19 protein-coding genes are annotated in these 19,343 nt (G+C 67.7%); 9 read left to right on the top strand and 10 right to left on the bottom strand.

Annotated features, from left to right (window positions below; translation table 11 throughout):
* Positions 1-11 precede the first annotated feature (11 nt).
* From CUJ89_RS21790 to CUJ89_RS21770, 5 genes are all read right to left on the bottom strand, one after another.
* Positions 12-2,234 (bottom strand): tetratricopeptide repeat protein, encoded by a 2,223-nt coding sequence (locus tag CUJ89_RS21790; protein WP_114179514.1) that lies wholly within the window; start codon positions 2,232-2,234, stop codon positions 12-14.
* 176 nt (positions 2,235-2,410) lie between these two features.
* Positions 2,411-3,073, bottom strand: coding sequence for a type II secretion system protein J (locus CUJ89_RS21785; RefSeq protein WP_114179513.1), 663 nt, complete (start codon positions 3,071-3,073; stop codon positions 2,411-2,413).
* Positions 3,057-3,488 (bottom strand): type II secretion system minor pseudopilin GspI, encoded by a 432-nt coding sequence (gene gspI, locus CUJ89_RS21780; RefSeq protein ID WP_201752384.1) that lies wholly within the window; start codon positions 3,486-3,488, stop codon positions 3,057-3,059. Before gspI ends, CUJ89_RS21785 begins: the two co-directional genes overlap by 17 nt.
* Positions 3,489-3,788: 300 nt before the next feature.
* A complete protein-coding gene (locus CUJ89_RS21775) occupies positions 3,789-3,995 on the bottom strand; it encodes a hypothetical protein (RefSeq protein ID WP_059585120.1) in 207 nt (68 codons plus the stop codon).
* 305 nt (positions 3,996-4,300) lie between these two features.
* Positions 4,301-4,897 carry an alpha-ketoglutarate-dependent dioxygenase AlkB family protein gene (locus CUJ89_RS21770; protein WP_201752383.1) on the bottom strand — a complete coding sequence of 199 codons (597 nt, stop codon included), beginning with the start codon at positions 4,895-4,897 and terminating at the stop codon, positions 4,301-4,303.
* Positions 4,898-5,134: 237 nt separating this feature from the next.
* Here CUJ89_RS21770 and CUJ89_RS21765 point away from each other — a divergent pair, with 237 nt between their 5' ends.
* The gene (locus CUJ89_RS21765) at positions 5,135-5,722 is read left to right on the top strand and encodes a malonic semialdehyde reductase (protein ID WP_114181494.1); all 588 of its coding nucleotides are present in this window, start codon (positions 5,135-5,137) and stop codon (positions 5,720-5,722) included.
* A 10-nt stretch (positions 5,723-5,732) separates the two neighbouring features.
* Here CUJ89_RS21765 and CUJ89_RS21760 read toward each other — a convergent pair whose 3' ends face one another.
* Complete coding sequence (locus CUJ89_RS21760; RefSeq protein WP_114181493.1) at positions 5,733-6,881, bottom strand: metallophosphoesterase; 1,149 nt, start codon at positions 6,879-6,881, stop codon at positions 5,733-5,735.
* 615 nt (positions 6,882-7,496) lie between these two features.
* Between CUJ89_RS21760 and CUJ89_RS21755 the strand changes: the two genes are divergently transcribed.
* From CUJ89_RS21755 to CUJ89_RS21730, 5 genes are all read left to right on the top strand, one after another.
* Positions 7,497-7,790 carry a hypothetical protein gene (locus CUJ89_RS21755; RefSeq protein WP_114179510.1) on the top strand — a complete coding sequence of 98 codons (294 nt, stop codon included), beginning with the start codon at positions 7,497-7,499 and terminating at the stop codon, positions 7,788-7,790.
* Positions 7,787-8,836 carry a multidrug transporter subunit MdtN gene (mdtN, locus tag CUJ89_RS21750; protein WP_114179509.1) on the top strand — a complete coding sequence of 350 codons (1,050 nt, stop codon included), beginning with the start codon at positions 7,787-7,789 and terminating at the stop codon, positions 8,834-8,836. Before CUJ89_RS21755 ends, mdtN begins: the two co-directional genes overlap by 4 nt.
* Positions 8,817-10,847: an FUSC family protein gene (locus tag CUJ89_RS21745; protein WP_114179508.1), complete on the top strand. Its 2,031-nt coding sequence runs from the start codon at positions 8,817-8,819 to the stop codon at positions 10,845-10,847. Before mdtN ends, CUJ89_RS21745 begins: the two co-directional genes overlap by 20 nt.
* On the top strand, positions 10,834-12,378 hold the full coding sequence (locus tag CUJ89_RS21740) for a TolC family protein (RefSeq protein ID WP_114179507.1): 1,545 nt from the start codon (positions 10,834-10,836) through the stop codon (positions 12,376-12,378). Before CUJ89_RS21745 ends, CUJ89_RS21740 begins: the two co-directional genes overlap by 14 nt.
* A gap of 307 nt (positions 12,379-12,685) precedes the next feature.
* A complete protein-coding gene (locus CUJ89_RS21730; protein WP_114179506.1) occupies positions 12,686-13,402 on the top strand; it encodes an MgtC/SapB family protein in 717 nt (238 codons plus the stop codon).
* A gap of 45 nt (positions 13,403-13,447) precedes the next feature.
* On the opposite strand, the gene CUJ89_RS21725 is transcribed toward CUJ89_RS21730, so the two are convergent.
* Positions 13,448-14,167 (bottom strand): autoinducer binding domain-containing protein, encoded by a 720-nt coding sequence (locus CUJ89_RS21725; protein ID WP_114179505.1) that lies wholly within the window; start codon positions 14,165-14,167, stop codon positions 13,448-13,450.
* Between the two features lie 73 nt (positions 14,168-14,240).
* Here CUJ89_RS21725 and CUJ89_RS21720 point away from each other — a divergent pair, with 73 nt between their 5' ends.
* The 3 genes from CUJ89_RS21720 to CUJ89_RS21710 all read left to right on the top strand — a co-directional run bounded on the left by CUJ89_RS21720 (position 14,241) and on the right by CUJ89_RS21710 (position 16,320).
* Positions 14,241-14,684: a DUF4902 domain-containing protein gene (locus tag CUJ89_RS21720; protein ID WP_114179504.1), complete on the top strand. Its 444-nt coding sequence runs from the start codon at positions 14,241-14,243 to the stop codon at positions 14,682-14,684.
* A 211-nt stretch (positions 14,685-14,895) separates the two neighbouring features.
* Positions 14,896-15,504, top strand: coding sequence for an acyl-homoserine-lactone synthase (locus CUJ89_RS21715; RefSeq protein ID WP_114179503.1), 609 nt, complete (start codon positions 14,896-14,898; stop codon positions 15,502-15,504).
* A 51-nt stretch (positions 15,505-15,555) separates the two neighbouring features.
* Positions 15,556-16,320, top strand: coding sequence for a hypothetical protein (locus CUJ89_RS21710; RefSeq protein WP_201752382.1), 765 nt, complete (start codon positions 15,556-15,558; stop codon positions 16,318-16,320).
* Between the two features lie 327 nt (positions 16,321-16,647).
* Here the strand turns inward: CUJ89_RS21710 and CUJ89_RS21705 are convergent, their stop codons facing one another.
* The 3 genes from CUJ89_RS21705 to CUJ89_RS21695 form a co-directional block, all read right to left on the bottom strand.
* Positions 16,648-17,706: a 3-keto-5-aminohexanoate cleavage protein gene (locus CUJ89_RS21705; RefSeq protein ID WP_114179501.1), complete on the bottom strand. Its 1,059-nt coding sequence runs from the start codon at positions 17,704-17,706 to the stop codon at positions 16,648-16,650.
* 84 nt (positions 17,707-17,790) lie between these two features.
* Positions 17,791-18,162: a BON domain-containing protein gene (locus CUJ89_RS21700; protein WP_114179500.1), complete on the bottom strand. Its 372-nt coding sequence runs from the start codon at positions 18,160-18,162 to the stop codon at positions 17,791-17,793.
* A 27-nt stretch (positions 18,163-18,189) separates the two neighbouring features.
* Positions 18,190-19,314: a porin gene (locus CUJ89_RS21695; protein WP_114179499.1), complete on the bottom strand. Its 1,125-nt coding sequence runs from the start codon at positions 19,312-19,314 to the stop codon at positions 18,190-18,192.
* Positions 19,315-19,343: the final 29 nt, after the last annotated feature.

Here is a 19,343-nt window from a genome sequence, read left to right as displayed (position 1 = left end):
GCGTGTCGTGTCTAACGTGTCATCGGCTGAATCGCAGCGCGCACCGCATCGATCGCGCCCGTCCAGTCCCCCGGCGCCGGCTGCCGGAACAGCCGCGCGGACGGATACCACGGGCTGTCGCCGCGCGACCGCATCCAGCGCCACTCCGCCGGATCGGGCAGCAGCACCCAGACCGAATGACCCAGCGCGCCCGCCAGATGCGCGACCGCGGAATCGACCGCGATCACGAGATCCAGCGCGCCGATCAGCGCGGCCGTATCCGCGAAGTCGCCGAGTTCGTCGTCGACGCGCAGTATCGGTGCATCCGCGAGCAGCGCCTCGTCGCGTTCGCGCATGGGCTTTTGCAGGCTGATCCATTCGACGTCGAGATCGAACAGCGGCGCGAGCCGGGCGAAATCGATCGAGCGGTTGTGATCGTTCCGGTGCTCCGGATTGCCGGCCCATGCGAGGCCGATGCGCGGCCGGCGCCGTGCGCCGAGCAGCGCACCCCACTGGCGCATGCGCTGCGGGTCCGCATGCAGGTAGGCATCGGCGCGCGGAATGGTGGCTTCGTCGGTGCGGAACGCATGCGGCAGGCTCAGCAGCGGCGTCTGAAGGTCGAACGCCGGCAGCGGCTCGCCGCGCGCGATCACGTGCGCCGTACCGTGCAGCGACGCCATCAGCGCGCGCAGCGGCGGCGGCACCTCGAATACGACGCGTGCGCCGCGCGCGGCCACCAGCGGCACGTAGCGGCAGAATTGCAGCGTGTCGCCGAACCCCTGTTCCGCATGAATCAGCACGGTCCTGCCGTCGAGCGGCGTGTCGCCCTGCCACGCCGGCTGCGTGAACGGTCGGTAGTGCCGCGCAAGCTGCGCATCGCGCAGCCGCCATTCGTATTCGGGCCAGCCGCGCACGAAATCGCCTTCGATCAGATACAGCGACGCGCGCGCGAAATGCGCTTCGGCATAGTCGGGATGCAGCGCGATCGCGCGGTCGTACGCGGCGAGCGCGTCGTCCGTGCGTGCCGTTTCGAAATGCAGGTTGCCGCGATTGAGCCAGTTCGTCGCGTGATCGGGACGCAGCGCAAGCGCGCGGTCGAGCGACGCCATCGCTTCATCGTAGCGGTGCAGGTCCTGCAGCACGCTGCTGCGGTTGGTCCACGCTTCGGCGAAACGCGCGTCGCGCGCCAGCGCGGCATCGTAGCTGGCCAGCGCGTCGTCGTAACGTTTCAGATAACGCAGCGCGGTCCCGCGGTTGCACAGCGTTTCCGACGAGTGCGGATCGAGCGCCAGCGCGCGCGCATAACCGGCCAGCGCGTCGTCGTAGCGCTTGAGCTGCAGCAACGCATTGCCGCGGCTCGCATGGGCACGGACATGATCCGGATCGAGCATCAGCACGCGCTCGCAGCGGGCGAGCGATTCGTCCGCGCGACCGAGCCGTTCGAGCGCCACCGCGCTGTTGTAGAGCACGTCGATCCGCGCGGGATCGGCCGCGATCGCTTCGTTGAACGCCGCGAGCGCCTCGCTCGGCCGGTCGAGATCGATCAGCGTGCGGCCGCGCTCGGCCATGATCGCGGCCACGCCGGGCCGGATCGCGTTGGCGCGGTCGAAGCACTGCAGCGCATCGGCCGGCCGCTGCAGTTCGCGCAACACGAGGCCGCGGTTGAACCACGATTCGAACGAACGCGGGTCGACCATCAGCGCGCGATCGTAGGTGTCGAGCGCTTCGTCGAAGCGGCCGAGCGCACGCAGCGCGCTGCCGCGATTGCAGAGCGCATCGAGCACGAGCGGCGACACGGCGAGCGCGCGGTCGAACGATGCCAGCGCGTCGCCGTAGCGGCGCAGCCCGATCAGCGTATTGCCGTGACGCACGAGCGTCTGCACGTCGTCGGGCGTCGCGCGCAGCGCGGCCGCGAAATGCTTGAGCGCCTCGTCGACGCGGCCGCGCTCGCCGGCGATCGCGCCGAGATCCGACAGCGCGCGCGTACCGGGTGCGATCGCGATCGACTGGCGCAGCAACGCTTCGGCGTCGTCGGCCGCACCGCGCTGGAACTGCAGTACGCCGTACAGATGCAGCGCCTGAGGATTGTCCGGCTCCTTCGCGAGCACGGCGAGATATTCGCGCGCAGCGTCGTCGAACCGCCCGGCGCTGTGCCAGTTTTGTGCGCGGCTCAGGATCGCCGCCGCTTGCTGTAGCCCGCGCGCGTCGTTCCCTGACGCGCCCGCGTGTGCATCATGCCGGTGCTCGACCGTCACGTTCGCCCCCTTCCCGTTTGCCGATGCCGCCGCTGAACCAGCCAATGGAACCGGTCGCGGCGGTCATGCTCGTCACGAGACTAACGGACGGGCAATAACAGACGTATGACGAAAGTTACGGACCTTTTTGCCCGGGGGACGGAACACGTTTCGGGCCGGGGCCGCCCGCGCCGCCGTCACTGTCCGATCGGAATCGTCCGCACGTATTCGACCGCCGGCGAGCCCAGCGTGACCGCAAAGCGGACGCCGCGCGGCAGCGGCATCCCGAGCGACGTGATGTTGCTGACGCCATGCTGCGCGAGAAACTGCGCGTAGGTCTGCTCGACGGTCGCCTGGCTCGTTGTCCAACCGCTCGGCGGAATCCACACGGCAAGCTGCATCGACCGCGCATCGTTGCTGACGACCACGCGCGCGAACGCGTCCATGTGATGCAGCGCGTCGTCGACCTCGGCCAGCGACGCGAGCGGCTGCGACGCGCTGCGCACGAGCTCGCGCCCCTTGAGCTGGTAGCGCACGACCTGCACGTGCGTCGGCCCGCCGCCGACCCCGAGATGGCGCACCATCACGAGTTCGCCGGGGCTGATGCGCAGCGGCGGCCCGAACACTTCGTCGGCCGTCACGAGGTTCATCAGGTCGAACTGCAACTGGGAGAAATAGCGGCCGAGCAGACGCGTTTGCGCCAGATTCGACGCGATATCGTCGCGGCCGCGGATCGTCGCGTCGAGGCCGCGCCACGACAGCAGCGCGATCACGGCGAGCAGCGTGATCGCGACCAGCATCTCGATCAGCGTGAAGCCGCGGGCGCGCGCCGCCGCGCGCGGTTCAGCGGCGCGCTTCATTCTGGATCACTGTGACGACTTCGGCGAGCACGTTGCGGCTCGACGCGGACGGATAGACACTCACCGTCACGCGACGCACGAGCGGGCTCGGCAGCGCGGCCACCGACTGGCGGCACACGAACCGGTAGCGGCCCTGCGGGCACGCAAACGTGTTCGTGCCGACGGACGGCCAGGCCGACGCGATGCGGATTTCGCCGAGCGCATTGTCGGCGCTCCATAACGCGAGCAGGCGCATGCGGGCCGTATCGGTATCCGACGCGAGCGCGCCGATCGCGCGCATCACGGCGCCCAGCGCCACCGCCACGATCGCCAGCGCGATCAGCACCTCGATCAGCGTGAATCCCCGTTCCGGCGCCCGCGCCGTGCGCGATCCGCCGCGTGCATGGCGGTTGTAGTCGGTTCTGTCGTCGCACATGACCTGCATTCTTGTCGATGGGTCGTCGCCCGGCGTCCGGCGCCCGAACCGCGGCGCAGGCCGCATCGCCGGCGCGACGGACGCCGTGCAAGGACGTTAAGCGCGGCGTATGGCACACACGTGTCGAATGGTACGGACCATTTGGCGCGGCAAGCGCGGGCGGACAGGCGCGACGGCGCACCGCATGCAGTGTCGCGCGATGCGCGCATCGCGGCAGACGGGAAACGATCGGGAAAAAACCGTCCGGCAGCGGGCGGTGGACGGCGAATGCGATCCCCAGGCGGGATCGACGCGACGGCGTCAGGCCGTCACGGCGGCGTCATATTCGGCGCGGGCAAGCTGGCCGGCGGCGTAAGCCTCGGCTTCGCCGCGAAAGCCTTCCCGGCTGAATGCGACGACTTTCACACCGACACCGGTCGCCCGCTTCACCGTCAGCGCCCATTGCCATCCGCCGTCTTGTTCAAAGACGTGCAGCGAGGGTTCGAAGGAAGGGTCGAATACGGTCACGCGTTATGCTCCTGCCCCGTTACGCGTTGCATCGGCAACGTACGGGGGCATGTCGAAAAAGGTCGCGCCGCCATGCGACGCGTCTCAGCCAATCGACAGTCTAGTCAATAATTGTTGCGACGCACCATCAGAGGTTTCACTCATCTATCGGAACCGGACGGTCGATCGAATATCCCTGAAACCCATATGGAACGGGCCTCCGAGCCGTATCAGGCTGCACGGTACAACATCCGTGCGGCAACGTGCCGCACGCCAGGCCGATTGCCAGCATCGGTCATTCGTGGATCGTAGAAACGGGGCGCGATCTATCCGGCCAGTATCACACGCCGAAATGTCAGGTTGATGCGCTCGCCCTGCACGCCCGGCGCCTTCGGCACGCAATGCTGCCATTCGGCCTGCGTGCGCCCGCGCATCACGAGCAGGCTGCCGTGCCCGAGGCGATACGCATGCGTGACGCCGGTCGCGCGATGGCGAAGATCGAATACGCGCATCGCACCGAGGCTCACCGACGCGATCACCGGCGCGTCGCCGAGTTCGGGTTCGTTGTCCGCGTGCCAGCCCAGGCTGTCCTGCCCGTTGCGGTAGCGATTGAGCAGCACGCTGTTGAATCGCGCGCCGCAGGTCGCCTCGACCGCGCGCTTCAGGTCGAGCACGGCCGGCGTCCACGGCGCCGGCACGTTGCGAATCCCCGAATACACATAAACGGCATCCGGCTCGCCCTGCCACGCGGTGAGCCTCGGCAGCGGAATGCGGCCGCGCGGTGTGCGGATCGTGTCCTGCCGCCACGCGACCTCGCCAATCAGCGCGGCCAGCGCGCGATCGGCGTCGGGCGGCGCAAGCCAGTCCGGGTACCAGTCCACGTCGGGTGCAGGTGTGTCAGCGAAGAAATCAGGCGTCGACATATCGGAACGAACAGGCGATGAACGGGGCGAACGATGCATGTCTGCATACTAGCCAACGGCGTCGCGCGCCGCCATGCGCTGTCATTCGCCGCCGACAGGAAACCGCCGCGCACCGCGATGCGCTTTCGCGCATCACGCTATCATCGCGGCGTGTCGCGGCACGCCCTGCCGATGGGTGCCGCTTTCTCCCGCCATGCCGGCCGGCGCGACCCGGCCGCCTTCTTCCCGGATCCCATCATGACGACGCTCTCCGATTCCGCCCTCGATCAACTGTTCCTCACCGCGCGCACGCACAACGCGTGGCAGGACAAACCCGTCGACGACGCGCTGCTGCACCGGCTGATCGACGTGGCGAAATTCGGCCCGACGTCGGCGAATTCGAGCCCCGCGCGCTTCGTGTTCGTCAAGTCGCCCGAAGCGAAAGCGCGCCTGAAGCCCGCGCTGTCCCAAGGCAATCTCGCGAAGACGATGGCCGCGCCCGTCACCGTGATCGTCGCGATGGATTTCGCGTTCCACGAGCACCTGCCGCGCCTCTTCCCGCATGCCGACGCACGCAGCTGGTTCGCCGGCAACGATGCGCTGATCGAGGCCACCGCGTTCCGCAATTCGTCGCTGCAGGGTGCATACCTGATCCTGGCCGCGCGCGCGCTCGGCCTCGACGCGGGCCCGATGTCCGGCTTCGACAATGCGAAGGTCGACGCCGCATTCTTCGCGGGCACCGCGATCAGGAGCAACTTCCTCGTGAATCTCGGCTACGGCGATCCGGCCGGCCTGTTCCCGCGCAGCCCGCGCTTCGACTTCGGCGACATCGCCCGCATCGAGTAACGGCCGCAGGCTAACCGCCGCGGGTCAACCGGATCAGCGTGATCTCGGACGGCACGCCGAAGCGGTTCGGCGGCCCCCAGTACCCGGTGCCGCGGCTCGTATAGAGCCACAGATCGCCGAAGCGGCTCAGCCCGCCGATCACCGGCTGCTGCAGGCGCACGAACGGCGGCCACGGCAGGAACTGGCCGCCGTGCGTATGCCCCGACAATTGCACGGTAAAGCCCGCCCGGTTCGCCGCTTCCGCGCTGCGCGGCTGGTGCGCGAGCAGGATCTTCGTGCCGACGTCGGGCGGCGCGCCAGCCAGCGCCTGCGCGGGGTCGCTGCGATGGGCAGGATCGAACCCGCCCGCCGTGAAGTCGGTCACGCCCGCGAGCACCGCGCGCGCGCCGCCGCGCTCGATCAGCACGTGCTCGTTCAGCAGCACCTTCAGCCCGATGCGACGAAATTCGTCGATCCACGCATGCGCGCCCGCGTAATACTCGTGATTGCCGGTCACGAGGAAGCTGCCGTGCCGCGACTGCATGCGGCCGAGCGGCGCCGTGTGTTCGCGCAGGCGCTTGACCGAGCCGTCGACCACATCGCCCGTCACGACGACGAGATCGGCATCGAGCGCATTGACCGCGCGCACGATCCGTTCGACATAGGGCCGCTTGATCGTCGGCCCGACGTGGATGTCGGACAGTTGCACGATCGTCAGCCCGTCGAGCGCGGCCGGCAGCCCCGCGACCGGAATCGACACGCGCTTGACCGCCGCTGTGCGGCGCGCGCCGACAAACCCGATCGCGGTAACGAGCACCGCGCCCGCCAGCACGCCGAACGCCGTGTCGGCTGCGGCGCCGCTCCACGCGCCGTCGTGCCCGAGATGCCGCCATGCGAACACACCGAGCAGCACGAATTCGCGCAGGAACGTCAACGCGAGCAGCGACGAGAAGAAACCCATCACGAACGAGCCGACCCAGCCGGCCAGCGTCGCGGCCCAGCCTTCGTCGAAGCGGCGCGAGAACATGCCGACCGGGATCAGCACGACGAAGCTCGCCAGCACGAGCGCCGCGATCGTGCGCAAGACCGGCGACGCGAACGCATCGGGAATGATCCGCATCCCGACATACAGATGGAACAGCACGCCGATTGCAATGAACCGGACAAAGAAACTTCGCATGGAACGTTCACCTTCGTTGCGATACCGCTTCCGCGACGCGCGTCGCACGAGGCCGTGACGCCCCGTGCCGCGCTTCGCGCCGTACGCACGATGGTACACAGATCGCGGCCGCGACGACCGGTCGCGGTCGCCGGTGGGGCCTCGCGCGGCTTGGCGCGACAATCGGCCCTCCTCCCGCAACCACGGCCATGCGCTTCGATCTCGCCGACCTGCTCGCCGAGGATGCGCCTGGCCAGCCGGACTGACCGGATTCACGCGTGTTCGAGCAACAATCGACCGCTTCCACTCCGATTCCGCTGCGTCAGCACAGCAAATTCCACCACCCTTCTTTCGTCTGACGATCCTTTACAGTCCGTTAGCAACCCTACGCGAGCTGACGCTGGCAGAATCGCGGCGATCCGGCCACCGCTGCCGAAAACGCGATGCCGGACGAGCCAGCATGGCCGCCGGAGCGGCCGCGACCGGCCACGGCCCGTACCACGAACGCGGGCCAGCCGGCTGGCGGTCCGCATCGCGCTGCTTTATTATCGGCTCCGTATCGCGGAATCGTCGTCGCGGCGACGAACCGCATTGCGCCGCGCCCGGCACCACCCCCATCGTCGAGCTCGTCACACCATGAGAAAAACAACGCCGCGCGCGCCCCTGCGCGTCGCCGCCGTCCTGGCGCCCGCCCTGCCGCTCGCGGGCTGCGCATCGCGCGGCGCACCGTCGTACGTCCTATTCGGCGCGTATTTCCCGCTCTGGCTCGTCAGCGCGATCGTCGGCATCGTCGGTGCGATCATCGCGCACCGCGTGTTCGTCGCGACAGGCTGGGCCGCCACGGTGCCCTACCAGCTTGCCGTCTGCACCGCGATCGGGCTCGTGGTCGCCGTGATCGTCTGGCTCACCGGGACGGGGCCGTTCGCATGAAGGCCGCCGGAATCGCCCGCCCCTCCATGAAAGGCCGCGTGATCGCGCTGGCGATCGTCGCGCTCGGCATCGCGGCGCTCGCGTACGCGTACCACCGCACGACGGCCTATCCGTCCACCGACGACGCGTCGATCGACGCGGACATCGTGCATGTCGCATCGCCTGTCGGCGGCCGCATCGTCCGGCTCGCGGTGCATGAAAACCAGCGCGTCGCAAAGGGCGACCTGCTGTATGAAATCGATCCCGTGCCGTACCGGCTGACGGTTGCGCAGGCGCAGGCCGACCTCGAGCTCGCGCGCGCATCGCTCGACACGCGCCGCCGTTCGCTGATCGGCGAGCGCTCGAACGCGTCGGTCGCCGCCGAGCAGGTCAAGCGCGCGACGCAGAACCACGACCTCGCGACGCGCGACGTGAACCGGCTCGCGCCGCTCGCCGCGCAAGGCTATGTCAGCGCGCAGCAGTTCGACCAGGCGAAGGTCCGCCAGCGCGACGCGGCCGTGTCGCTCGCGCAGGCACAGGAGCAGCAGCGCGCGTCCGCGCAGACGATCGGCGACGACGCCGACGCGATCGCGACGCTGCATGCGCGCGAGGCCGCACTGGCCCGCGCGCAGCACGCGCTCGACGATACGATCGTGCGCGCGCCGCACAACGGCCTCGTGACGGGCTTGAGCGTCCTCGCCGGCGAAACCCTTGCGCCGAACCAGTCGATCTTCACGCTGATCGACGCGAGCGAATGGTTCGCCGTCGGCAATTTCCGCGAGACGTCGCTGAACCGCATCGAGGTCGGCGACTGCGCGACCGTCTATTCGATGATCGACCGCAGCCGCCCGATGACGGGCAAGGTCGTCGGCATCGGCGCGGGCATCGCGGACAGCGCTCGCATCAACCTGCCGCGCTCGCTGCCGATCGTGCAGAACTCGGTGAACTGGGTGCACGTCGCGCAGCGCTTCCCCGTGCGCGTGAAGCTCGACGAACCCGACGGCAAGCTCGTGCGCGTCGGCGCGAGCGCGATCGTCGAGGTCCGGCATGGCACTGCCTGCCGCTGACGTCCGGTCGCCGGGCCCGCGCGAAGTCCTGCGGCTGCTCGTGCCGTTTCCCGGGCGCACGGCGATGGCCGTACGGGTCGCGCTGATCTGCGCGCTGGTCGTGCTCGTGACGAGCGGGTACGGCACGCCGGAAGCCGCGATTTCCGCGTATGTCGTGTTCTTCCTGAACCGCGCCGACCGCGTAACGAGCGTCCTGCTCGCGGTCGCGATGCTGCTGCTCGTCACGGTCGTGATCGCACTCGTGATGGGCATCGCGATCTTCAGCATCGACTATTCGATCCTGCGGGTCGCGTGCATGACCGTGATGTCGATCGGGCTGCTCTACCTGACGTCCGCCAGCAAGCTGCGCCCCGTCGGCGCGATCCTCGCGATGATCGTCGGCTTCGGGCTCGACCAGCTCGGCCTGGCGCCGGTCGGCGAGGCCGCGACGCGCGCGTTGCTGTATGCATGGCTGATGGTCGCGATCCCCGTCGGCGTCGCGATCGTCGTCAACCTGCTGATCGCGCCGTCGCCGCGCAAGCTCGCGCTCGCGCAGCTCGCGAAGCGGCTGCGGCTCGCGGCGCTCCGGCTGCGCGGCGATGACGACGCGCGCGCCGCGTTCGACGCGGGCCTGCGCGAAGGCGACAAGCAGTTGCTCACGTGGCTCAAGCTGTCGAAGCTCGAAGGCTCGTCGTCGGTCGCCGATGTCGTCGCGCTGCGGCAGGCCGTCGCGTCGAGCACCGCGCTGCTCGTGGCGGTCGCGCTCGCGGACCGCGAGCCGGACGCGCGGCTGCCCGACGCATTCGCCGCGCCGATCGCCACGACGCTCGACGACATGGCCGCGATTCTCGAACACGGCGGCTATCCGGTCGACGTGACGCTCGCGCTGCCGGCAGCCGATGCGCTGGCGCCGCTCGCACGCGTCGTCGCGACGGACCTGCACACGGCGATCACGCACTTCGCGGAACCGGCCGCGACCGACGCGTCGGCCGATGCGCCGACAGAAACCGCCGCGCCGCCTGCGCCAGCCGCACCACGCGGCGGCTTCTTCCTGCCCGACGCGCGCACCAATCCCGACCACATCCGCTATGCGCTCAAAACAACAGCAGCGGCGATGTTCTGCTACCTGCTGTACTCGCAGCTCGACTGGTCGGGCATCCATACCTGCTTCATCACCTGCTACATGGTGTCGCTCGGCTCGACGGCCGAAACCGTCGAAAAGCTCACGCTGCGCATTGCCGGCTGCATCGCCGGCGCGCTGATCGGCACGGCCGCGCTCGTATTCGTCGTGCCGTCGCTGTCGTCGATCGGCGAGCTGATGGCGCTCGTGTTCGCCGGCGCGTGGCTGGCCGCGTGGGTCGCATTCGGGTCGCCACGCATCGCGTATGCGGGTTTCCAGGTCGCATTCGCGTTCTTCCTGTGCGTGATCCAGGGCGCGGGCCCCGGCTTCGACCTGACGCTCGCGCGCGATCGCACGATCGGCATCCTGCTCGGCAACGTGGTCGTATATCTCGTGTTCACGCGCATCTGGCCCGTCAGCATCGGCAAGCAGATCGACACCGCGATCGCGGCGCTGCTCGACCAGTGGCGGCGCGTCGCGCAGATCGCGCAGCCGGCCGAGCGGCGCGCGCTGGCCGCCGAAGCGTTCGCGCGTCACGGCGCGATTTCGCAGGAGCTCGGCCTGATCCATTACGAACCGTCGTGGGTACGGCCGGCCGCCGCGTGGCTCGCGTCGCGGCGATGCGCGCTCGCGGAACTCGGCGCGATCGAAGGCCCGCTGTTCCTGCTCGCCGAACGCGCGCCGGGCGACGCGGCGATCGGCGCGCGGCTCGCACGCGTAGTCGAACCGCGCGACGACGAAGCCGCGCCCCATCCGGATTCTCCCGCGCCGCCGGCCCCGCCGCCGAACACCGCCCCCACCGACCCCGCACGCGACGCGTTGCTGAACCTGATCGACACGCGGCTCGCGCACATCGCCGACGCCGCCCGTCAAGCCACACCGAAGGAGCCCGTCCCTCATGCGCCTACCTGAACCGCCGGCCGCGTCGATCGCCGCCGCCGCCCTCGCGACCGCCGTCGCGCTGGCCGGCTGCGCGACGTCGTCGATCGATCTGGCGCCGGAGGCGTCCGACCGCCCGTGGCAGCCGCAAACGTCGGCCGCGGGCGACATCGTGCCGGGGCCGCCGCGCGCGTCCGCGCAAGGCGCACACGACTACACGCTGCCCGCCTCGCCGGCGCTCGCGTCGGTATCGCCGCCGGCTGCGCTCGATTCCGCGCATGCGTACACGCTGCCCGAGCTGATCGATCTCGCCGAATCGGAGAACCCGCTGACCCGTATCGCATGGAACGACGCGCGCAACGCGGCGCTCGCGGTCGGCCTTGCAAAGGCCGCCTACCTGCCGCGACTGTCGGCGACGGCCATGGGCGCGTATCAGACGAGCCACGGCTCGACGTCGACGATACTCGGCGACTCATCGAGCAACACCACCGTGCACGGCACGATCTCGGCGCTGTCGCTGCAATGGCTGTTGTTCGATTTCGGCGGCCGCGCGGCGCGCGTCGAAGCGGCCGAACAGGCATCGATCGCGTCGAACGTCGCGTTCACGGCCGTGCACCAGCAGGTGATCCACGACGTGACGGTCGCGTACTACCGATACGAAGCCGCGCGCTCGCGCGCACTCAGCGCGCAACAGGGTCTCGCGAACGCGGACGCGATCCTCGCGGCATCCCGCGCGCGGCTCAAGCACGGCGTCGGCACGGTCGTCGAGCTCGCACAGTCGACGCAGAACCGCGCGCAAGCGAACCTCGCGCTCGTGCAGGCGAACGGCGCGGCGAGCGACAGCTACCTCGCCCTCGTCTCCGCGCTCGGCATCTCGCCGCTGTCGAAGCCGACGATCGCCGCGCTGCCGAAACGGCAGCTGCCGCCCGCGCTCGGTTCGTCGGTCGACTCGATCGTATCGGACGCGATCGCGCGCCGCCCTGACCTGCAGGGCGCGTTTGCGCTCGAAAAGGCCAATCGCGCGAAGATCAAGGCCGCGGAAGCCGCGTTCATGCCGAAGATATTCCTGTCCGCGTCGACGTCGTACGCGAGCGGCGGCACGGCCATCTCCGCGCTGCCCGCGATCGGCGACCAGGCGCCGACCGTCAACCTGAACGGCAGCCGCTACGGCGGCGGCGTGTTCCTCGGCGTGACGATCCCGCTGTACGACGGCGGCCTGCGCTCGGCCGTGCTGATGCAGGCGCGCAACGATGCGGAAAGCGCATCCGCGCGTCTCACGCGGACCAAGGAAGAAGCCGTCCGCCAGGTCGTCGCCGCGCAGAACGCGGTGCAGACGAGCCTCGCGTCGCACGACGCCGCGAACGCGCTCGTCGATGCCGCGCAGACGAGCTACGATGCGGCGCTGACCGCGTACCGGAACGGCGTCGGCTCGGTTACCGATGCGACGATCGCGCAAAGTCAACTGCTCGCGGCCCGGAACGCGGAGGTCGACAGCTATGCCGGCGCGCTGTCGGCGGCCGCCGCGCTCGCGCTCGCGACGGGGACGATCGGCTCGGCGCAGTAGTGCAACCGCCGCAAGGCGGTTGACGCATGCGTTCGCCGCCCACTAGAATGCCGCCCATTCTTCCTTCAGGAACCATCGTGGACAGTTGCAGCACTCCGTTGCGTGCGCCGCTTGCCGCCTGAATGCCTGTCCGACGCAGTTCTCCTGCCCCGGCTCGCGTTCCGCGAGCCCGCACGCCTACCGTTTCACACTGAATGACGCATTTGCGCGGTACCGTACCGCGCGATGACGGCCATCTTCGCGTCGCCTTCGGCATTGCGCCGCGGCGACGCGAGCCGGCATGCGCTCCTCGCACGGCAGGACAACCATGACTTTCGATTTCGCACTCCGTCTTTTCACCGCGTTCGCCTGCGGCGTCGCCATCGGCCTCGAGCGCCAGATGCGCCAGCGCACGGCCGGCCTTCGCACGATCACGCTCGTCGCGAGCGGCTCGTGCCTGTTCGTCACGCTCGGCGTGCTGACCGGCAACGGCGTCGCGGGCGTCACGCAGATCGCCGCATACGTCGTGTCGGGCGTCGGCTTTCTCGGCGGCGGCGTGATCATGCGCGACAAGGGTTCGATCCAGGGTATCAACACGGCCGCGACGCTGTGGTGCTCGGCCGCCGTCGGCGTGCTGTCCGGCTCCGGTCATTTCGTGCCCGCGCTCGCCGGCACGGGCGTCGTGCTGCTCACCAATACGGTGCTGCGCGGCGTCAGCCAGGCGATCAACGCGACGCCGGTGTCGAACGCCGATCTCGTGCGCGAATACCAGATCACCGTGATCTGCCTGGCCTCTGACGAAGTGCACATCCGCACGCTGCTGTCGAACTCGATGTACGCGAAGCCGCTGTCGTTCCAGAGCCTCACGAGCGAGGACGTACCTGACCAGCCGGACCGGCCGGACCGGCTGAAGGTCACCGCGACGCTGAAGCTGCATCCGAAGGATCAGCAGAAGCTCGAGCAGATCGCGAGCCGGATCAGCATGGAGAAGAGCATTTCCAGCGTGAGCTGGACCGCGAAGGAAGCGGAGCCGATGATGGAGTAAGCGGCATGGCGGCAGCCGGATTCGGCGCCGCCGCCATCGCCCGTGTCAGGGTGCCTCGATGAGCCCGGCCGAGATCGCCTTGACGACCGCCTGGACCTTGTTCGTCGCGCCGAGCTTCTCGAGGATGTTGTTGACGTGGAAGTTGACCGTCCGTTCCGAGATGCTGAGGATCTGGCCGATTTCGCACGCGGTCTTGCCCTCGGCCGTCCAGCACAGCACTTCGCGCTCGCGCGCGGTCAGCGCGACGCCCGCCGCGGGCGACAGCTTCGGCACCATGAAGCGGCTCATCAGCGAATGCGACAGGTTCGCGAGCCAGTTCGTCTGCAGCGTCAGCATGTTGATCTCGGCCGGCGTCAGCCGGTCGGCGTGGCGTGCGATGCTCAGCAGGCCGAACGCGCCGCGGGCCGCCCAGCTCGACTGCGCGACGCCCACCGACAGCCCGAATTCCCGCGCGTCCTGCCATAGCGGACACGGGTCGATCCGGTCGACGTCCGGCCAGACGATCATGTTGGTGCTGTGCACGCCGTCGCGAACCGTCGAATCGATCTCGATGTAGTTCTGCGCCTGGTAGTGCGCCATCCAGCCGTCCGGATAGGTATTGAAGATGGCGACCGCCGGCTTCGATACCGGCAGCGGTACGCGAATGCCGTAACAGCAGTATTCGAATCCCAGCCGCTTGGAATACGCGGCGATCCGCTGAAAGAGCTGCTGCTCGTCTTCCGCGGCGCTGAATTGTTGGTAGGCATCCTGCCAGCGCAGTTCCATTCTTTCTCCGACAACGTCACGCTGTCATACTTGTCAGGTGCCAGCTCCCATTCGGGGCTGATACATTCCGCGCATGACTTCACCTTTGCTGCACCCGGTCCCCGGCCCGTCCCCGGACGGCTACGTACGCCTGTCAGAAGGCGCACTGGCCGCGCTTGCGCTCGACCATGTCGCAAGCGGCCTCGATGCATCGCTGCTTGCGGAGCTGCGCGACAACGCGATCGACGCACGCCTCGCCGGCTATACCGAATGGCAGCGCACGGCCAGTGCCGGCGTCGCATACGTGACCATCGGCTGGGACTGGTACCTCGAACGCGCGACCGGCGCGTTCGTGATCGCAGGCGGCGACGTCCGCAGCAACGTGATGGCCGTCGACGCCAAGGGCGCCGACATCGGCATGTTCCGCACGGCCGCCGCGCTCGCCGCGCGGCTCGCCTGCATCGACTGGCCCGCCGCGGTCGCGTCGGCCCTGCTCGGGCACAACGACGCCTATCATGCCGGTCCGACGCTCCAGTGACAACCGGTCGCGCATTCATCTGACAATTTCCGCGATGCTGGCGCTCTTTATAAGCAAAAGCGGCCCGGTTTTCAATCCCGTCGATCAAGAAACCGTTACCACGTCCTGAATGGCGTCTTTACGCCGCCAACCTGTAAGAGTTACCAGTTACAGCCTCCTCGTGCCGCGCGCTGTAATGCACGCATACAAAAGCACAAATCCGAGGACACCCATGCAGACCTTCGTTCACGAGGAAGGGCGGTTACCACACGAACTGGCAGCGGATCTCGGGCGCTATCGGCGCCGCGTGTTCGTCGAACAGCTCGGTTGGGCGCTCCCGTCGGCGAACGAAAGTTTCGAGCGCGACCAGTTCGATCGCGACGATACCGTCTACGTGTTCGCTCGAAACGCCGGCGGCGACATGTGCGGATGTGCGCGGCTGCTGCCCACGACGCGCCCGTATCTGCTGAAGTCGCTGTTCGCCGACCTGATCGCCGAAGACATGCCGCTGCCGCAATCGGCTGCCGTCTGGGAGTTGTCCAGGTTCGCGGCGACCGACGACGAAGGCGGGCCGGGCAATGCCGAGTGGGCCGTGCGCCCGATGCTAGCGGCCGTCGTCGAATGCGCGGCGCAGCTTGGCGCGCGGCAACTGATCGGCGTGACGTTCGCGAGCATGGAGCGGCTGTTCCGCCGGATCGGCATACACGCGCACCGTGCAGGCCCGCCGAAGCAGGTGGACGGGCGTCTGGTGGTCGCGTGCTGGATCGACATTGATCCGCAAACGTTTGCGGCACTAGGAATCGAGCCGGGGCAGGCAGCCCGGCAAGCTATCGCCGCCTGAACCGGAACGCGCGTTTCCGTCCGGGCGGCATCGTAACGAAGGAGAACCAACGTGGACCAGTCTCAGGTCTTTCGCGCGATGATGCCCGGGTTGACGAGCGCCAACGGCGCCCGCATCGCGGTCGCCTATCCGTCGTTTCCCAGGCCGCTGCCGCTCGTGCGGCTCGACCGCCACGGGCTCGTGTTTCGCGCCGCCGGCGCCGCGCCGCTCGTCTGCGGGCTGCCGCGTGCGGCGACACTGCTGGTCGCGGACGAGCCGCTCTGCTCGCTGCGCCTCGTGATCCGCGACATTGCCCCGGCCGGCAACGGCCGGCACGACCTGACGATGCAGCCGTCCGGTGCCGCCGGCGACGAATTGCTTTGGCATGCGCTGCGCGATCGCGAACCGTACCAGCGGATTCAGCATCCGCTCGCGCCTGTCGACGCATCGATCGCCGCGGACCACGACCCGCATGCGGCGGCCGGCAAAGCCGGGCCGCGCCCGTCGCGCAGCGCGGCCTTCCGCCTGCCGTGCCACAGCGACGCCCTGTTCTTCGCGGACTGGCTCGAATATCACTTCGACGAGCTGCGCGCACTGTCGCAACAGCACGGGCCGCAACTGCAGCTCAACCAGCTCGAACGACAGGTCGCCGACGACGAGGTCGGCGTGCGCTTCGTCTACGACATCGACGGGCACGCGACGCGGCACGCATTGACCGACTGCGCGCGCGAGGCCTGTGCGTGGATCGAGACGGAGATGCGCGACAAGTACGCGCTGCCTGTCGCGCAGGAACGGTTCGGTGCGTTTGCGGCGCACGCGCGGGCCGCCGGCATGTAAGTGCGCACCGGCCGCGTCGATGCGCGGCGGCCGGTGCGGCAGCAAGTTGCATGAATACAACGGGGGCTTGCCAACCCCCGGGTTTTCCCTTAAATTTACGTCTGTCTCCTCCATGTCTCCAAACATGGATTCAGCCCGCTCAAGCAGCGGGCTTTTTTATTGCCTGCGCACATTGCGGGGCCATACCAACCTTCGCCGCCTGCCTGACCGGATCGTGCTGCGAACGCCGCATGGCGCTGACGAAAAGAACACGCACGCGAGCCGTTACGCGCCGGCAACGCCGGGTACGCCTCGTCCCGCCCATTGCGCGTCATTTGCGGTTTTCGCTCAGGCCGTCTTGCGCAAGAACCCCTGGTTGCCGCCGTTGCGGTTCGGCGCGAAGCCGTTCGCATGCAGCGACTCTTCCACCGTGTCGTAGAACACGCCGATCCTCGAGATCGCTCGTGCTTGCTGCGCCGTGGCAATCTCGCGGCCGAATTCGCGCGAGATGCGCACGAGCTGCTCTATCTGCTTCACGGTGCTCATCTTCTCCGTGCGAGACGGGTTCCACAAGCAGTCCTCCGTGCCGCAACGCACGTGCAGGCCCATCGCAATGCCCATCATGTTGACGGGCAGCACGTTGCGGACATTGCTCTCCACGGTCACCACGGCGCCGTCCGGCACCGCGCGGATAAAGTTCGCGAGACTATAGACGCTCGGCGTATCCATGCCGCCCGCGATCGCCACCCAGTTCATGACCAGCGGGCCCTTGTAGAAACCCCGGCGCATCAGCCGCTCGACCGACTCGAAACTGTTGATGTTGTAACACTGGAACGCGCTCTGAATGCCCTTCGCCGTCAGGCGGCGCACGTGCTCCTCGACCCAGCCCGGCTGCGCAGGCACGGTCATTTCCTTGTATGCGTTGAAGAGCGCGGGATTCGCGCGCGAGGTTCCCCTGAAATCCGAGTCTTCCGCCTGATCGGTGACGTTCATCTGCGACGTGTTGACCGTCACCGTCACCTGATCCGGCGTGGGTTCGAGTTCGGCCAGCATATGGCGGGTGTCGTCGGCGAGCCACTTCGCGGCCTGACCTTCGTTCTCGGGCGCGAACGAGATCGAGCCGCCGACCTGGATGATCATCTCGGGTACCGCCTTGCGCACCCCCGCGATCAGTTCGTTGAACTTCGACAGGCGCTTGCTGCCCTTGCCGTCCAGCTCGCGGACATGCAGATGCAGCACCGTCGCGCCGGCGTTGTAGCAGTCCACGGCCTTCTGGATCTGCGCGTCCATGGTCACCGGAATATCCTCGGGAAAGTCGGTCGGCAACCAGCCGGGGGCATAAGGCGCGGCCGTGATGATCAAGGGCGGCTGATTCTCGGGAAAAAGATGACCGTCAAGAAAATTCATTCGCGTTCTCCAAAGATAAAGACTGTCGATCAAACATCGGATGTCGTCGGTCGCGCGCCCGCGGCCCGGGCGTGCGGCGGCCCGCTACTCGCCCAGCGGGCGCGCGACCGAGAGTCGGTTCGTCACGGACTTCACGCCACGCACATTCCTGGCCACCTCGCCCACGGTATCGATCTGGGACGCATCCGTGACCGTGCCGTTGAGCGTCACCGCTCCGTCTTTCGCCACGATGCTGATATTCCCGGCTTCGATCTCCTTGTGCTTCGCGAGCGCGGCGTACACCTGGCGCTTCAGTGCGCGGTTCGCCTTTCTCGTTTCCTTCGCCGTGGGCGCGGCGGAGGACGCCGATGCCCCCACCGTCTGGCTACCCTGCGCCCATGCACCGGCCGTCAGCATCAATGCGCACGTCATGACGGATGCTGCTTTGACAATGAATAGGAATCCTTTTTTATTCATCACGTTCTCCGGTTTCAGACCACATCTTTAGAAGCTGTGCCGAATGCCGAGCATGGCTGCCGTCGTCGAGACGCCTGGCGCGACGGGCGCACCGTAGGTGATCGTCTGATTCATCGTCCCATGGTTCGCGACATGGCCTACCTGCACGTAGCACAGGGTGCGCTTGGACAGGCTGTATTCCGCACCCAGTGCGTATTCGCTCGAATGATTCGTGGCGTTGTTTCGATCCTTCAGATAATAGAAGCCCGACGTGATCCTGAAGAATGAAGAGAACTGATACCCGAGCCCGCCCGAGATGAGTTCGTAGTCCGCCTGGTTCACGTTCGAAGGATTCCGCCCGATGCCGTAGGCAGCCGACACGGACACACCGCGAAACGTATACTTCGCGCCCAGGTAGTACAGGCGATTGTTGTCGAGCCCCGTGGCGGGCGCTGTAGCCGGCAGGTTCGTGTCATGCGCGTTGTAGTAGACGGCGGCCAGATTGAGGCCGTAGTTCGAATACCTGAGCACGGCCGACTCACGCGTGCCGCCCTGGATCTGCCCGGGCACGCCGCCAGGCGCGTATTCCAGCGCAAAGGAAGCACCGTAGAACTTCGGCGACTGATAGACGATCGCATTGCTGTCATAGAGCGCGCCGATCGGTACGTTGGTGTTGGTGCCGCCCCAGCCTGCCGCCTGGTTCAAGCCGAGCCAGGCGCCCAGGATGCTTCCGAAGTACTGCGCCGAGCGAACATCGGTATCGGCCATCGCATGGATCATCGGCGTGAACTGGCGTCCTAGGTCGATCGAACCGAACGGGCCGGACACGCCAACCGTCGTCTGCTGGTTGAATATCGCGGAAGCGCCAGTCGTATCGGCGAGACCGAGCTTGCCGCTGCTGCTGTTGAATACGCCCTGCAACCTGAAATTGACCTTGTAGCCGCCACCGATGTCTTCGGTTCCCTTGATCCCCCAGAAGCTCGAATAGATCCCGGCATCCTTCAACCCGTAGACGTGCCCCAGGTTCTTCGCCGTGCTCGCGAACGATGCAGCCGACGTACTCTGGTAATACACGCCGCTATCGATGGCCCCGAACAGCGTCACCGACGATTGCGCGTGCGCCGCCCCGGCCATGAACGCAAACACGGTCACGGCGCTCGACTTCAGTTTCATTGCGTCTCCTCCAGTCTGTTGTGACAGCC

The organism is Burkholderia pyrrocinia, assembly GCF_003330765.1.
Taxonomy (GTDB): domain Bacteria; phylum Pseudomonadota; class Gammaproteobacteria; order Burkholderiales; family Burkholderiaceae; genus Burkholderia; species Burkholderia pyrrocinia_B.
The sequence above is the reverse complement of the archived record's forward strand: the minus strand, read 5'-3'. Positions and strand labels throughout refer to the sequence as shown.